Raw genomic sequence first — 17,082 nt, 5'->3', positions numbered from 1 at the left:
ACGAGAGTCCTTTACAACGTCAGCTGCCCGCGTTCCTCCTCAGTCAGCTGCTGCTTCGCCTGTTCATCCAGAGCCCCCGCTCCCAGCACCTGCACCGGGCTGTTCGGGTTGTAGCCGGTCGCCGGCGCACGACTGGCACCATCACGGCTCGGCGCCAGTTGTTCGTTGCCGAAACTCAGCACCTGCACGGTGAACACCGACGCCTGATTCTGCCGCGCCGCTGCTTGCTGCTGACGCGCCACGTCCTCAGCGGCCTGGGTTGCCGAAGATGCCGCCGAACTGGCCGAGGTGATCGCCCCGGTGTTCACTGAGGCCACCACCGGTACGCCACTGGTTTTGCCTTGCACGGCGATGTTGGCGGCGTTGACCACGGTCAGCGCGGCGATGTTGACGTTGCCCGAGACGCGAATGCCCGCCTCGCCCGCATCGATGGTGCCCAGCGGCGCGATCAGGTCGATGTCACCCGGCGCCACTTCGGCAATCGGGTTAAGGGTGGCGATACCCGCACCGGTGCTCGGCACCGAAGGCGACAGGGTTACATTGCCCCAAGTGTCGTAAACCCGTTTCGGCGGGGTGTAGACCACAGTGGTTTTCGAGCCGCGACCGGCGTTGATGTCGCCCTCGGCCGACCAGCCGAGGATCGAGCCGCCGAAGGTGGTCATGATCCGGCTCTGCCCCAGCAGAATGCTGCCCTGCGAGTAGAGCTGAATGTTGCCCGAACCCTGGGTGATGATCCCGGCGGTGGACGGTGGCGCCGCGCCTTCGATGCCGAACACCTGACCGCCGCCCGGCGTGAGCATCTGGATATCGCCGCCGAACAGCGTCTTGACCCCGGCACCACCGTAGAGCGTGATGTCGCCGTCGTAACGCAGCGGATTGCCCGCCACATCGGTGCTCGGGAACAGTGCGGCAATGGCGTTGCGACCGCGCAGATAACTGCCTTTGCGCGGACCGTCAGCGTCGTTGTATTCGAGGCCGCCGGCGCGCAGTTCGGCGAAGTACACCTGGCGCGCAAAGATCGCCTGCTCGGCACTTGGCAGCGCGGCATAGAACGCCTGTGCCTGCTCTGCGTTGCCGCTGAAGCCGTAGCCGAGCGTCAGCCAGCTCTGCAACTCGTCGAGGTAGGTCTGGACCACTTTGCCCGGCTGGCCGTTGAGAGAGGCATTCGGGTCAGCAAGGTTCTGCGGACTCAGGTAACGGGCGATGAACTTTGTGTAATCCGGCCCCTGCGCGCCTGCGCCCGCCTGCAATACCACGCTGGCACCAGGCCGCGAATCCCCGGCCACTATCGAGCCGAGACTGGTGATGCTGGCGCGGTTTTCCATCAGGATGTTGCGCCCGGCATTGATATCCAGCGTTCCAGGTCCGGCGATATCGAAGCTGCTGTAGAGAATGTCGCGGCCCGCCGAGACGCGCGATACATCTCGCAGGTCATTGTGGACGAACAGGTTGCCGGTGGAAAAAATGTCCTCCTTGCCGCTACTCATTTCCACTGTCGGCACGGCCGCAGGCTGCCCCAGGGCAGTGCCAGAGGCAACGATGTCGCGTCCGGCGATCATCCACACAGGCCCCGCCGCTTCGTACCAGGTGCGTCTGGAAGTGGAAAAGCTCAACGTTTCGCCACTGCGAATGCCCACCAGGTCCCCCGTCAGCGCATAGAATCGCGCCGGCCCCTGTACGTCGTTCGATCCCGAGTAGCTGTTGGGACCATAGGCAAACAGCGGATATCGCACGTTGCCATCTGCCGCCACGCCATCGTCGCTGTAGTTGGTGCGCAGCGGTTTTCCGGCGTTGCTGTTGGTGTAAGCATTGAATGCCGGGTTGAACGGGGTAGCCACGGCCATCGGGCTGGCCCCCGACTGGTTGATCGCATAGCCACCGGCGTAGATAGAGTCACCTGCCAGCAGTTCAAGCTGCCCCGACTTCGACGGCGCCAGAAGCAGTGAGTAACCTTGCAGCGGGTAGTTGTTTACGCCAATGAATGTCGCGGATGGCCCTGCATAAACGGACCCTTGGCCCGCCACCGCGCGCAGAATCGATGGGTAGACAAATCGGCCGTCGGTAGGCGAGGTATTGCGGCCCGTGATCAGGCCGTTGGATGTACTGAATTCTGCTATCTGTGTGCCCGGCGTCAGGTTCCCGCCAGCCGAGAACAGATCGATTGCCGTGTGGTCAGTCCACAATGAAAAGCCACTGAGGATACCGCCCTGCTCAACGCTTGCGTCGGCCGCCATGATCGGGCTGGCATTCATCAGACTCACTCGCCCAGGATCCGCGGCACCGCCCAACACCAGATCACCGCGGCTGCTCAGGCTCATGCCCGAGTCACCCGGAATCAGCACCACGCCTCCGGAAGCACTACCGGTGGTCGAGGTAAACGGATCAAGTGCGCGGGTTTCCCGAAGATCATTGAACACGGCGCCGGCGCCGTACTGCAGGTTGATGCCGCCGAGTGCTCCACCCGTCATGTGTGCCGCGCCGCGCAGGTTGATCAGCGCGCCCTGCAGATCATGATTCGGTTGGCCGAAGCCGGTTTCTCCGGCTCGCGCTTGCAGCGAAGGGTTGAGCGTGCCGCCGATACGAATGTCCATGTCACCACCACCGGTCATCTGCACGCTGCCATCGCTGGCGACTCGACCGGTGCTGCCTACCGCGACGATCAGCCCCTGACCTCGCGGGTAGTTAACGGCATCGCCTACCGGTTTGAGCATGCCGGCATCACCACCAGCCCGCAGGCTGATATTGCCACCGCCCAAGGTACCGAAACCGGTGAAACCCACCAGGTAGGGTTCAGTGTTGATCACCCGATCTGAGTTCATTTGGGTGGAATAACTGCCGAAGTTGATCCACCAGGCCGTGGGCACATCCGGGTTTCCCGTGCCTTGACGCCACAGCCAGTTGCCCACTGCCACACTGGCCATCTGCTCGCGGAACCCGCTCGCTGTCGATTGAGCTTTCGTCCCGACCGAATCACCGGAAACCGAGCCACCGGCATTGATTGTCAGGTTGCCGCCCATCTGCGGATACCAGGCCTGATAGAGGCTGTCGCTGCCGCCGTCGACCCATTTTTCATAAGCGGCACCGGCGCTGCCCAACACCGAATTGCTGTCCGACAGATGCCCACGTTTCTGGTTGTACAACGGATCGACGTTCGCTGATTGAGTGCCGGCGGTATAAACGCCGAACGGTGAATCCATGCTCAGGTTGCCGGCAGCCATGAGATCGAGATCGCCTGTACCGGTGCGCAGCACACTGAACATCTGACTGTGGGCCTTGGCGGTTGTGCCGGGATTATTGCCGATGCAGAACTCCGGATAGATTTCACAAAGGATCTGATACTCCTCGGGAACGGGTTCGTAGTCAGGTCCCAGACCATTGCCCGGCGCCCAGACCCAACGTGCCATCGGCACACAGAGCCCTTCCACCTGCGCACAGATCTCCAATTGGTCATCGGGCACAGGGTAATATCCCGGAAGGTCATACGGATTGTCGGGTGCCCACACGAGTATCCCCGTTGCCTGGGTAAGCGTGACACCGTAATGAGTGTCCGCCAGCCGCAGATTGCCATCGGTGGTGACAGGCTTCACGGCACGGCTGTCGGCCGCAGCCAGATCTGCACCGGCGACCACGCGCATCGACCACGACGCACTGCCCGACGGCAGCATGCTGGCCAGCGCCCAGTTCTTGCCTTGTTGTGTGCCGTTGAACGGGCGCAACTCGATCAGCGAAGTGCCTTCTGCGAGCTTCACATCGGTCATCGACGGAATCAGCGAACCGCGCAGCAAGGCCAGTTCGCCCTTTAATTTCACCCCGGAGGAGGTCGTCAGATCTGCATCGTAAACGCTGGGCAACGGCACCCCCTTGGGCCAGTTCATCGCGTGCAGGGCGGTGGCCTTGTTCAAGCGAATGCCGGCCCCCAGGCGTGTGTCGGCAGGCAACGTCACGCTGTCGCTGAGCAGCGTACCGGCGGCATACAGCAGATGACCGTTGCTGTCGTGAATCGCCCCCGCCAGCACCGTGCCGGCGCTGAAGGTATACGCCTCGTTCAGCACAGCTTGAGTCGGCAGCAACGTGCCACTGGCCAGAACCGCTGGTTGAATCGTCACGTCGTAATTGAGTGTCGCCCCCAGCGGAAACTGCGTGCCTTCGGCCAGCGTCACCCCACTGCCCGGCACGATCACATCGCCACCGAACGGCTGTACACCGGCAATCAGTTTCCACCCGGCGTCATCCTGGGTTTCCGGTGGCGGCGCGAAGCCGTCGTTGATGCTGCCGTAAATGTCGAGGTTGCCACCGGCACGAATGACCAGGCTGCCCGCTTCCCCGGAACCATATACGGAGGGGTTCAACTGCGTGTGCGGATTGAGACTGGCGTAGCGATAACCGGACAAATCCAGATCGCCCTCCACCACCAGATCACCGTCAGCCGTCTTGCTGGCGATCTCCACACCAGGTCGCAAGTGGAACGCATCGGCATACGTGGCGTTGTTCAGCCCGGCGAGCTTGTGTTGCAGCAGATCGTTGTTGCCCAGTGCGGCGTTGATAAAGTCATTGCTGTCGCCGTGAATGCGTTCGAGCATGGCCTGATCGATGACTTGATACGCTCGGCCACTGACCGCCGGATCGACACCCTCGCGGGCATCGGTGTAGCGGCGCAAACCGTTGAGGCCGATGGAGCGTGCGCCCTGAATGGTCAACGCACCGCTGGCGTCGATGGCGATGTCATTGCTGCCCAGGCGTGGCGCGTTCAGCTCCAGCGTGCCGCGCAGCATTCCATCGTGTTGCCCGGCGAGGAAACCGGGCACGGCATCGGTGCCGTGGCGCAGGTCGATGCGCGCGCCGCTGCCCAGCGTGAGCAAACCATCGCCGGAACTCAGTTCGACCGTGGCGCGGTTCGGCGCATCGATGATCTCGCCGTAGCTGTCGACCCGCAGTACGCGACCATGGGCATCGAGCACGCTGTTGCCTGCCAGGGTCAGGCCATTTTTCGCCGACAGACGAATGCTGCCGACACGTTCGCCACTGGCGTCGATCAGACCGGTCGCCGTCAGGCTGCCATTGTCCACCGACACATTGATCTCACCAGCCTTGAGACCGTCGCCGATCACCAGATTGCCTTGCTTGAGTTGCAGGCTGCGGCTGCCGTACACCTGCCCGGCGTTCAGACGCTGATTGAGCGCGGCGAATTGCTCGGTGGCGTCACCTCCCAGGCGCTGCGCGCGAATGTCCACGCCACCGGCTTTGTACGGCACCAACGTGCCCCCGGCGTCGTAGTAACCGCTGCTGCCGCCGACAATCTCGCCTTGCAGATCGACCATCCCGGCCGCATCGGCCAGAGCGACGACGCTGAGGTTACCGGCCTGATTGTTCTTCGCCGACAGGTCGATCCGCGAGCCCGCAGCCTGACGGATATTGCCGTTGGCGCTGTACAGCGAGACATCGCCGCCCCAGCTGTATTTGCTGACATCGTTGAACGGCAAGGTACGTCCGGCCAAGTCCAGCACCGCACCATTGCCCAGCGTCAAATCGCCCTCGGACTTGACGGTCAGCTTGCCGCTGGCCAAGGCGATACGGCTGTCCAGCACGACATCGCGGGCTTCAAGGTTCAACTCCGCCCCCAAGGCATTGGCCACCTCGGCAGCCCCGGCGCCGCTGAGCGTCAGGCTGTTGCCGGCCTTGAGCAGGCTGACCGATGCCGCCTCGCCAGTGAGCAACGGCGTACGCAGATTCAGATTGCCGCCGCTGTAGCGGTAACCCGTGAGCGGATCGTACGCGCCCTGCTCCTGATACACCGCCAGGCTGCCCTTGTGATTGGCGGTGATGCGCTCGCTGGCGCTGAGGTTGACGTTGGCAAAACCCAGCGCCAGACGATTGTTCTGATCCAGCCCGCTGGCCTGAGGCATCGGGCCGTAACCCAGCTCGATCCGCTGGGCCTGAATGTCCAGCGTGCCGCTGCCCGTACCGGCGCCACCGGTAATGACGCTGCCGGCGCTTTGCGTCGCTCCGTTCCAGATCAGGTTGGCCGTGCGGATACTCGCCACATCGTTGGCATCGCCCAGACCATAGATCGCCGGGGTGACCAGCACCAGATTCTGCAGTTTGCTTTGGCCGGTCTGCGGATCGATTGTGTCGAGGCTCACGCTGCCGTAGAAATTGAAGGCGTCGCGAGTGGTCAGGCTCAGGGTTTCCAGGGCCGGCGCGGCAAACTGCGTATCACCGCGCAGCAAGCGGTCGAGTACGTTCTGGTTGAGCGTGAGACCGGCGGGCACGCGGCTGCCCGCCGCCGCCAGTGCCTCGGCGCTGCCGGCATTGACCGAGCCGACCGACAATGCCAGATGACGGGTGCCGAAACGCACCGCTTCACCGAGTTCGAACTGGTTATCCGTGGCGGCCGTGATACTGCCGTTCGAATACAGCAGGGCCGGATTGTTGCACGCACTCGCTGCGCAAGTGCCGATCCGGATGCTGCCCGCGCCGCTGATGCCGCTGGCCGCTTCCGGCGCCAGCACATTGGTCCAGCCGTTGGAAACGACCAACAGGCTGGAACCTTTCGGCTCATAAACGTAACCGGCCAGCGAGTCGTAGGCCACGTTGCCACGCCCCAGCGTATTGATCCCGCCTCCCGCCTCGACCGTGATGCCGCCAAGCGTTGACGTGGTACGCAGCAAAACCTGCGGCGCAGACAGAATCGCCCCTTCACGCAAGACAATACTTTCACTCGCGCCCAGGAAGCCGATGATGTTAGCGGTCGTGTTGTACAAGACATTCGGCATCGCACCGATGGTCAGCCGCCCCGCGTTGAGGCTGTTGAGCGTGTCGGCGTACAGCGACACACCGTTGAAACCCGGTGTCGATGCACGGCCCGCACCCAGTATCTCGAAGCTGCTCCCGGCGTTGCCGCCACGTACCACCGCTGTGCCGGCCATGCCGCCCTCGGCAGCCTCGAACAGCGTGCGCCCGTTGAACTGCAAAGCGATGTCTTGCTTGCCGCCGGAGGCCAGGCGCAGATCCAGTGTCTTGCCGTCCATGGGTGCCAGCGCACGCGGCACACCGCGCCGGGCGGCGTCGCTCTGGATGAATTGAGAGAAACCGGTTTCGTTGTACTGCGAGTAACGACGCAACACATCGGCTGACGTGAGAATCAACTGACTGGCCAGGCTGTCACGCAGGCCGGTATTGGCAATCGACATCTGCCCGCTGCTGGTCCATGAACCATTGCGCAGTGGCAACGCCCCCGTTGTCACGCCGGGTGCTGCCTGACCGTTTACCTCAACCCGGAACGCACCAGGCATCAGGGCAAACGTTGACGGCAACAGTGTGTAAGTACCCGCCGCCAACCCCGGCACACCGGCGCCAATAGTGACCTGCTGGCCGATGCGCGGATCGACTGCACCGGCCTCGGCCAGCATCGGCGCATAGCTGCTCTGGTTGCCGGGCACGATGGCGTAGACCGGATTGGTCGCCAGCCCCGGCAGGCTGAAGGTGCCGTCAGTCGCATTGCGCACCAGCGGGTTGAAACGTGCATCGGTGGAACCCCCGCGACCGGACACGAAACCGGCGCCACGCAGATCGCCACCGCCGGACAGGTCGATGACCGCACCGCTTTGCACATCGGCGAACTGCGTGCCGATCGACACGCCTGATGTTTCGCCGGAGATGCCGTTGAGCACCACGGATTTGCCGTTATAGCGATAGTCGATACCGTCCGTGGTGCCACCGTACGGCATGACCAGACCGGCACCGCTGACCGAAGTCAGACTGCCCGGCAGAAGACGAACCTCGTGAGTGGTGCTGAGCAAATCGTCACCCAATACGATCTTGCCCAGCGGTGCACGCAAGACACCGCCCTGTTCGATGTACGCGGCGGAAAAAATCAGCTTTCCGAATGCCGAGTACGGCACCGCAGTCGGTGCCGCGCCGTGGCCGCTGATCCGCAAGGTGTGTTCGGAAACCGGGACGGCGCCCTGATAACCGGCACGCACCTCAGCCTGAATGCCGGTGGCGGGATAGATCTGCGCCGCACCGAGGTTCAAGTCGCCCGGCGTCCACAGCCTGGTTTTCTCCGCACCATCATTCGGCGCGAGGAAGCGCAGGTCGCCGCTGCTGTCGAGGCTCACCAGACCGAAAGCCCGACGGCTGTATTCAAGGGCCGGCGCCTGCCGTTGCAGGATCGAACCCTGAGTCCCGAAGGACAGGCCATTGCCCACGTCCAACAGGTTCGCGGAGGCATTGAACGTCGCGTCGGACAACCGGGTCGTCGGGCCAGGAAGCAGTCGTGGGCGCATCATGCTGAAGCCGGCAAAGTAGGTGCCCACACCCGACAGGCGCAGGTACGGAGCACTCAAGTCGATCCGTGCCGTGCCTTTGGAATTCTCGGCGAGAGACAGCGCTGCGGCGAACAGACTGAGGCTCTGATTCATGCGCAGATTGACGTCACCGTCAAACGACAACAGACCGTTGCTCAGCAGGCTGAGATTGTCGAAACCGCCCGTCATCAAGCCATCGGCACTCAGACGGGCTTGACCGTAACGCAAGCCATCGGCGCCTTCGCCGGGTTGCAGGTTCGCGGGCAGCAGCCCGTTCCCTGCCGCTTGACCAATGATCATTTCCCTCGGCGAGCGCACCGCGTTGCTCGCTGAATCGGAATACAACGGCGTCTCCAGCGCCAGTTCCAGACGACCACCGGCCGCCCCGACGCCACCCGCCGCCGCACGCAAGTTGCCTTCAACGAAAAGACCGTTATAGGAACTCAAACTGATGCGCCCGCCGTCCGTTGCGATACGAGTCGGGCCTTGACCGGCGATATCCAGAACGGCCTCGGTGCCCGAGGCATCCAGCCGCGCGCCCGGACGTACAATCACGTAGGCATCGGCAGCCGTGGCGGTTGCCAGCTTCGCATCGATCTCGCCGCCGATGATGAGGCTGCCGCCCTTGCCGACCTGCCCGTAAGTGCGGCCCAGGGTGTCGGTCGCCGTATTCGCACGCCCGGCGACATCCAGCACGGCCTGCTCGCCGATCCAGATCGAGCGGTCATGTGCGCTCGGATCAGCCGTTTGAATCGAAGTGGCCGGCTGGATCGAGCCGAATTGTTGCTGACGAATATCGATCGTGCCGCCCCACGCATTCAGTTCACCATCGACGGTGATCTGCCCGGCACCACGCAGCTTGATGCTCTGCCCCGGGTCGACACTGATGCGCGAGCCACGGCCCAGGGTCAGCGAGCTGTTGGCTGCGTCTATCAGCCCGACCAGCGTCGCGCCACCTTGCAAGGTCAGGCTGGCGCCGGCGCGTTGGGTCAGCACGCCCTTGGTCGGGTTTTCCTGGAACAGCGTCGGTGACCACAGTTCCAGCGCCGTTCGCGGATCGGCGCCACTGACCTGGTTGGGTGCCGCATCACCGAAACGGTACACCGGCAGGGTCACATCAATCGCGGCGCCTTCGGCAACGTCGAGCCCGTTGAGACCGATCAGGTTGTAGGCGGAGAACCCCTTGCCGAACAGGTCAGTGGACAGTTGCAGGGTATTGTCTGCCAGGGCTTTATCCGTCTGGCCGACGAGAATCCTGTTGGCCTGCACCGTCAAGGTGCCGCCACCCGTGACGCCGTAACCGCGCAGTTCGCCATTGAGGTTCAGATGCGATGTGCCCGGCGCGGAAATGGCACTGGACTCCAGCGTCAGATCACCGCCCTTGCCACCCCGGGTCTTACCGTTAGCGAGCACAGCGCCGCCGGAAGAAACGTCGAGCAGGCTGCCGGCAGCGACGTCGATATCACCGCTGCTGCGGATCGATATCAGGCCACCGTTCAGATACGCGAGGCTGGCGTTATCGTCCGGGTTGGTGCGCAGGTTGCTCCACAGCCCTCGGGTGTCGAGATGCACGCCCTCGGCGATGCGGGTTTGCGTGGTTTTTTCGGGCTTGGCCGCCAGGCGCGTGTCGGTGTTTGCGCCACCATTGAACTGATTGAGTACGTTGCCCAGGCGCAGACTGCCACCGCGAGCGGTCAGGTCGGCGCCGATCTGCACATCCGGGGAATACAGGGTGATGTCGCCACCGTTATCGACCGTCAGCGCACCGTCAACGGCGATCTGATCCTTGGCCGAAACCTTGAGTGCACCGAGGCGGAATCCGTTGAGCTGATCGTTATCGAGATACAGCTTGCCCTTGCGGGCATCGGACACCACGCCGGTCAAGTCCGGATCGTTGCCAGCGACCGGACGCGTGCCGCCGATCTGCACCTGATCGAGCAATGGATTGAGGGTGTAGAGCAGGCCATTCGACGCCGCGACGAAGGTCGGGTCGTAACTGCCGACGATCAACTGCGCACGCCGGGCCAGTGCGGTCTGGCTCTGCTCATAGCCATCGAGCACCGGTTTCGGCGCCTGATTCTGCCGCTCGCCCTGATACACCTCGCCGATCATTTGCCCGTCGAGTACGGCGTTGGCCGTGGAAATCACCAGTTGCCCGGCATCGCGGCCCACGGTGTAACCCGACTCGAAACGCGAGCGCGGGGCAATCAGCGGGCTGTAGTAATAACTGGTCTGGCCCCAGCGTTGGCTGCTGTCTTCATAGCCTTTGTACAGGCCGGTGTAGAGCAGGTCCCCCGGCGCACGCGACACTTCATACAACTTGCCGTCGGCGCCACGCAGCCAGCTCTGGCGGATCTCGCCGCTCTGCACATCCAGGGTGCCGCCGGACAGGTTGATCAGCGAACCCTTTTCAGTCACCACGTCGTTGCCGGCAAAACTCACCGTGCCGCCCTGGGCCATCCACTCGCCGACGCTGTGCCCTTGCGTGCCGAGGTAACCGCCGACTTCCAGCAAGCCACCGGCGGTGTACCAGCGATCCGTGGCGTAGCCGTTGGTGCCGGCCGGTACATACACCAGATCGCGCACATCGACCCAGATGTCATTGCTGTTGAGCGCGCCTTTCTCGCGGTTGACCGAGGCATCGCGCTGCTCGTTGCCTTGCACGTTGATCTTGATGCTGTTGTTTTCCATTGTCACTTTGACGCCGAGGGCACCGGATACATCGATCATCGCGCCGTCGCGCACCAGGCTGCGGCGTTGTGCATTGACCGCGACCTGGCCGCCGGTGGCCAGGGTGATCGAGCCGTTCTGGAACTCGACACTGCCGCCGCTCTGTATCTCGATACGCGACTGGTCGCCACGGATCCGGTTATTCGCCGTGACGCCCGTCAGCGCGGCCTGATGCTGGCTGTCGAGGGCCGTCAGGTCGCTGCTGTCGAGCATGATCGCCGTCGCACTGCCCTGCCCCAGCGTGACGCTGCCGTTGCTGTCGGTGCTCGGGTTGGTCAGGTGAATCGTGCCCCGCGTCGCCACCGACGTGCTGGCGAGCAATACACCGTTCTGCACCACCTCATGACCGGTCAGGGTGATGTCGCCGGTGGCGGACTGGATCAAGCCGTTGTTGGTGACATTGCCCGCCACGGCACCGGCCTTGAAACCGGGGATGACTTCGTTGCCGAAGGTGGTGGACAGCGCATTGCCTTCGGTGCCCGAGCCTTTGCGGATGTAGAAACGGTCGCCGGCCGCCAGCACGGTCTGGCCCTTGGCGGAGTTGATGCTGCCGTCGTTCTGCACTTCATTGCCGAGCAGCAAGGCATAACCACCGGCAGCGGTAGACGATGCCGGCTTGTGGGTGTCGATGGAGGCACCGCGTTCCACCAACACCTTGCCGGCGGCATCGGTGAACGTCGGCTGGGTGCCGGTGCTGTCGAAATACAGACCCCGATCACGGAACTGGATATCGGTGATGTTGGCGGCAGCGGCCACCAGGTTGCGCACGTTGACCTGACTGCTGCCGCTGAACACGATGCCGTTGCGGTTGATCAGCATCACCGTGCCGTTGCCCTTGATCTGGCCTTGAATCTGGCTGGCCCGGGCATTCGGATCGTTGACCCGGTTGAGCACCGCCCAGTTCGACTGCTGGGCGAAATCGACCGTGGTATTGCGACCGACGTTGAAGGTTTCCCAGTTGAGGATCGCCTTGTCGGCGGTCTGCTCGATTGTCACTGTGGTTTTGCCATCGACCTGGGTCTGCTGCGGGCCCTTCGCGTTCTGCCAGCCTTGAGTCAGGCTGTTGTCGACCTTCAAGCCACCCTCGCCCAGACCGTCCGGCACGAACTGCACCGTGCCCAACGCAGCAGCGCGCCCGGCCGCCTGCGCCGCCTGCTGCGCAGCAATCGCGGCAACCGTGTTGTTCAAAGTCTGAATCGAGCGCTGCAACTGCGCATTGGCTTTTTGCTGCTGGGCCAATGGCGGTGTCATCCCCGGCAGCCCCCCCACGCTCGGACGCGCAGCAGCGGCCTGCTGCGCTGCCCCCTTGGCGGCAAACCAGTTCGAACTGAACGCCGTCTGCGCTTGCGCGCTACCCGCCACCAGACACAACGCCACCGCGTGCGCCAATGGCTTGAGCAGCCACAGCGCCGGCTCCATGACTTCACGTTTGGATGACAGAGCGTTGGTACGACGACGGGATGGGCGAGCGAGCATCACTACGAGATCCTTTTTTGATTGCCACATATGGCCGCAGGTGCGCAAAAACCTGCTGTTACGACATAGGCCGTTGGCGAGAGGCGCGACCGAACGGATGTCACACAAACTTCATGTTCGGCGTGTATCCGAGCCAAAAAAAATGACGGCAACCCGAAGGTTGCCGTCATCGGCGTTACGACCGCGCGAGCTTACAAAGGACGACCGATAGCGTTGCAGACGCTGGCGTTGTTGATGTCCAGGTTGTTGCCCGAGGTGTTGGTGATGAAGTTGGCGGTTACAGCGGTTTTCCAGGCGTTAGGCACGGCGACGAACTTGTGGGCCTGAGTCGCAGTGTTGTTGCCCGGGTTGCTGTAGTGCTGAGTCAGGAAGGCTTTGACGGCCGCAGCCACGGTTGCATCCTTGTAGCACTGACCGAAGATGAAGTTGGTGTAGGCAGCCAGTTTGTAGCCCGAAGCCGGGTTAGCCACCACTGGCGACCACTTGGACGGATCGGCAGCATCGATAGCATTCGCCGGAGGATTGACCGACGACAGCGCCAGCGTCACGTTGAGCGCAGTCGGCTGAACACCGTTAATGCGAGCAACAACAGCGTTGCTGGTGGCATCGACGCCGTCCGGACCTACATAACCGATGGAACCGTCAACCGCGTTCACGGCAGTGGCAACTTCGGAAGTGTTGGCGACGCCGACCCAGTTCGAAGGCAGAGCGATGCCGCCGATACGAGCGCTGGTGAAGGTGGAGTTGGTCGCAAACTGAGTCGGGCAGACCGAGTTCAGGTGACGAGTCAGGATTTCCGAAGTGCCGCTGGAAACGTTGCGATAAACAACGCGGATCGTGGTCGCGTCGGAAGTACCCAGCAGAGCACCCCAGGTGGTTTTCTGGCCCGAGAACACTTCGCACAGCTGAGCGCTGGTCAGGTTCAGCGCGGTCTGGCCGGCTTTTTTGTACGGGATGGCAACCGAAGTGGCCACCGACGGCAGTTGAATCAACGGGCCGTACGAAGCGTTGTAAGTGTTCTTGTAGGTGCTGAGTTCCGAAGCGTTGAGGATCGAGTCGCTACCGGCGAAATGCACGGTGCCGGTGGTGCTGAAACCGGCCGGGTTGTTGGTCAGGAAAGCGGTCTTGCCGGCACCGCTGCCCACGGCGGCGTAGCTGAAGTTGGCTGGCAGGATGCTGTCGGCCGAACCTTTGTACAGAGCGGCTGGCAGAGTGGCGCCACCACCGGTAACGGCCATGGCTTGAGCGGAAGCCAGGGCGGCGACGGTCAGGGAAGCGGCGATCAGAGTGCGCTTGAACATGAAGAATCTCCTTTTCAACGATGGTTGTGAACACAGGTTTTCAGGGGTCTTGCATGACACTGGGAAGACTCACCGCTGACCTTCGCAAGCGGGGTCCGTGGTTAAGTCGCACTGAGAAATTCGCATCTTGCGGTGACAGATAAAGGAAAAAACCTCGGGAGCTGCGCGCTGATTTTCCGACGATTTTCTCGGGTGTTTGCGGGGGATGGCGAGGGGTCTGGATCGTGGGTTTGGCTGAAACTGGCTGCAGCCGTTGCGGGGTGGTTGCAGATGACAGAAAGGAGAACCCGAGGATGGTGCTTTTGAGGGTCGGGTGATGCTGAAGTATTGGAAAAAAGTCTGAATTATTTGTTGTTCTGCATGGCCCTATCGCTGGCAAGCCAGCTCCCACAGGTTTTGATGTTGTGACACAGATCGCATTAACAACACTGCCCCCTGTGGGAGCTGGCTTGCCAGCGATGGGGCCCGGGCAGACAACATCAATCGCAGCTACTGCACCAACTGGTTGATCTCAATGATCGGCAACAACACTGCCATTACAATCACCAGCACCACCCCGCCCATCACCACAATCATCAGCGGTTCGAGCAACGCGGTCATGCCCATCGCCCGCCGTTCGATATCGCGGGACAGGGTCTGCGCCGCACGTTCGAGCATCGGTGGCAGTGCGCCGGTTTTCTCGCCGCTGGCGATCAGGTGAATCAGCACCGGCGGAAACACGTTCTCCACCCGCAACGCCGCCGCCAGATTCACCCCTTCGCGAACCTTGGCTGTCGCATCGCTGACACTCAGACTCAGGCGATCATTCGATAGCGTCTGCCGCGCCGCCTCCAACGCGCGCAACAACGGCACCCCGGCACCGCCGAGAATCGCCAGGGTCGAGGCGAAACGTGCGGTGTTCAGGCCCAACACGAACCGTCCGATCAGCGGCAATTTCAGCACCCGATGATGCCAACTCAAACGTGCCGCCGGATTGCGCAGATACAGGCGCCAGCTCCAGAACGCCCCTGCCATGATCGCCGCACACAACCAGCCCCACGCCCGAATGAAATCACTGGCGGTGAGCATCGCCAAGGTCAGCCCCGGCAAGTCCTGCCGCGCCTGGGAAAACGCACTGACCACCTGCGGCACCACGTAACTGAGCAGGAAAATCACAATGCCGATCGACACCAGCCCGACCACACCGGGGTAGATAAACGCGGTGAGGATCTTGCCGCGCAGGTTGTTGCGCTCCTCGATGTAATCCGCCAGCCGCTCCATCACCTGCGCCAGATCGCCGGACTCCTCGCCCGCAGCGATCAACGCGCGGTAGATCTCCGGAAAATCCCGTGGTCGCGCCGCCAGCGACTCGGCCAGACGCATGCCGCTGCGCACATCGGCGCGCACCGCACTGAGGGTGTGGGCGATGTGTTTTTTCTCGGCCTGCTCCACCGTCGCGCTGAGCGCCGCTTCCAACGGCAGGCTGGCACCGAGCAGGCTCGCCAGTTGGCGGGTGGCCCAGGCCAGATCGTTGTCCGACATACGCGCACTGAACAAGCCACCGCCGCCATGCTGGGCGACGTTGCTTTCCTTGTGCACCGACAACGCGGTCAAACCACGGCTGCGCAACACGCCGAACGCCGCGCCCTGGCTGTCCGCCTCCAGGTGCCCGGACTCGATCTTGCCAGTGGCGTCGGCGGCTTCAAAACGATAGCGATTCATCAGGCGTCCCGGGTCACACGGAGGATTTCTTCAGGGGCGGTGGCACCGCTGCGAATCCAGCGCTCGCCGTCCTCGCGCAGGCTGAACATCCCGGCCTTCGCCGCTGCCGCACGCAAGGCCTGCTCGCCTGCCCCCTGGTGAATCAGGGTGCGGATGTCGTCGTCGATGCAGAACAATTCGTGAATGCCGGTGCGACCGCTGTAGCCGGTGTGATTGCAGGCGGCGCAGCCCACCGGGCGCCAGGTGCCCGGCGCTGCTGAATCTTCCTGTTTGCACTCTTTGCAAAGGCGCCGCACCAGCCGCTGGGCCAGAACGCCGAGCATCGACGAAGCGAGCAGAAACGGCTCGACACCCATGTCGATCAAGCGGTTGACCGCCGACACCGCGTCGTTGGTGTGCAGCGTCGCCAGCACCAGGTGCCCGGTGAGCGACGCCTGCACTGCGATTTGAGCGGTTTCCAGATCGCGGATTTCGCCGATCATGATGATGTCCGGGTCTTGCCGCAGAATCGCTCGCAATGCCAAGGCAAAGGTCATGTCGATCTTGGCGTTGACCTGAATCTGGCTGATCCCCGGCAGGTCGTATTCCACCGGGTCTTCGACGGTGAGGATGTTGCTGGTGCTGGCATCCAATCGCGCCAGCGCGGCATAGAGGCTGGTGGTCTTGCCGCTGCCGGTGGGGCCGGTGACCAGCACGATGCCGTGGGGCTGGCGGATCAGGTGATCGAGTTTGGCCAGAACGTTTGCATCCATGCCCAACGTTTCCAGATGCAGGCGCCCGGCCTGCTTGTCGAGCAAGCGCATCACCACGCGTTCGCCATGGCCGGTGGGCACCGTTGAAACACGAATATCGATCGGTCGCCCGGCCACACGCAGCGCGATGCGACCGTCCTGCGGCAGGCGTTTTTCGGCGATGTCGAGCTGGGCCATGATCTTGATCCGCGACACCAGCGCACCGTGCAGCGCCTTGCGCGGCGAAACCACGTCGCGCAGCGTGCCATCGACCCGGTAGCGCACCACCGAATGGGTTTCGAACGGTTCGATGTGAATGTCGCTGGCCTCATCGCGCGCGGCCTGGGTGAGCAAGGCGTTGATCATGCGGATTACCGGCGCACCGTCCTGGGTGTCGAGCAGGTCGGTGATTTCCGGCATGTCCTGCATCAGGCGGTCGAGGTCGACTTCGTTTTCTGCTGCGCCAACCACAGCGGCGGCGCTGCCGGTGTCGGCGTAGGCCGTGGCGAGCAGGCCGTCGAGTTCGTCGTCGCGCACACGCTTGAGCGAGGTTTCACCGAACTGGCGCCGCACCTCGCTGATCGACCAGCCGGGCGTCGACGGGCACACGGTCAGCACGCCGTCGCACAACAGAATGCGCTGGGCCTTGGCCCAGGCGTAGGGCAGTGAACTCATCTCATAACCTCCCCAACTCTCGGGTCAGAACATGTTTTTGTGGTGAGGGGATTTATCCCCGATGGGCTGCGCAGCAGCCCCGAAACCTGATATCCGAATACATCTGACTGACCGCGTGCATAGGTTTTGGGGCCGCTTCGCTGCCCATCGGGGATAAATCCC

4 protein-coding genes are annotated in these 17,082 nt (G+C 62.9%); all 4 read right to left on the bottom strand.

Annotated features, from left to right (window positions below; all coding sequences use genetic code 11):
• Window positions 1-11: 11 nt before the first annotated feature.
• The 4 genes from H043_RS0121915 to gspE all read right to left on the bottom strand — a co-directional run bounded on the left by H043_RS0121915 (window position 12) and on the right by gspE (window position 16,920).
• Window positions 12-12,512 carry a filamentous hemagglutinin family protein gene (locus tag H043_RS0121915; protein ID WP_027613653.1) on the bottom strand — a complete coding sequence of 4,167 codons (12,501 nt, stop codon included), beginning with the start codon at window positions 12,510-12,512 and terminating at the stop codon, window positions 12-14.
• Between the two features lie 191 nt (window positions 12,513-12,703).
• On the bottom strand, window positions 12,704-13,813 hold the full coding sequence (locus tag H043_RS0121910; RefSeq protein WP_027613652.1) for a substrate-binding domain-containing protein: 1,110 nt from the start codon (window positions 13,811-13,813) through the stop codon (window positions 12,704-12,706).
• 489 nt (window positions 13,814-14,302) lie between these two features.
• A complete protein-coding gene (gspF, locus tag H043_RS0121905; protein ID WP_027613651.1) occupies window positions 14,303-15,514 on the bottom strand; it encodes a type II secretion system inner membrane protein GspF in 1,212 nt (403 codons plus the stop codon).
• The gene (gspE, locus tag H043_RS0121900; protein ID WP_027613650.1) at window positions 15,514-16,920 is read right to left on the bottom strand and encodes a type II secretion system ATPase GspE; all 1,407 of its coding nucleotides are present in this window, start codon (window positions 16,918-16,920) and stop codon (window positions 15,514-15,516) included. Before gspE ends, gspF begins: the two co-directional genes overlap by 1 nt.
• Window positions 16,921-17,082 lie beyond the last annotated feature (162 nt).

The sequence above is a fragment of the Pseudomonas sp. URIL14HWK12:I6 genome, assembly GCF_000514195.1.
GTDB lineage: Bacteria > Pseudomonadota > Gammaproteobacteria > Pseudomonadales > Pseudomonadaceae > Aquipseudomonas > Aquipseudomonas putida_A.
This window is presented reverse-complemented; position numbering and strand designations above follow the sequence as displayed.

Bases quoted from the DNA above. Each gene is read 5' to 3' on its own strand.
- H043_RS0121915 (WP_027613653.1), bottom strand. From the start codon at position 12,512: ATGCTCGCTCGCCCATCCCGTCGTCGTACCAACGCTCTGTCATCCAAA.
- H043_RS0121910 (WP_027613652.1), bottom strand. From the start codon at position 13,813: ATGTTCAAGCGCACTCTGATCGCCGCTTCCCTGACCGTCGCCGCCCTG.
- gspF (WP_027613651.1), bottom strand. From the start codon at position 15,514: ATGAATCGCTATCGTTTTGAAGCCGCCGACGCCACTGGCAAGATCGAG.
- gspE (WP_027613650.1), bottom strand. From the start codon at position 16,920: ATGAGTTCACTGCCCTACGCCTGGGCCAAGGCCCAGCGCATTCTGTTG.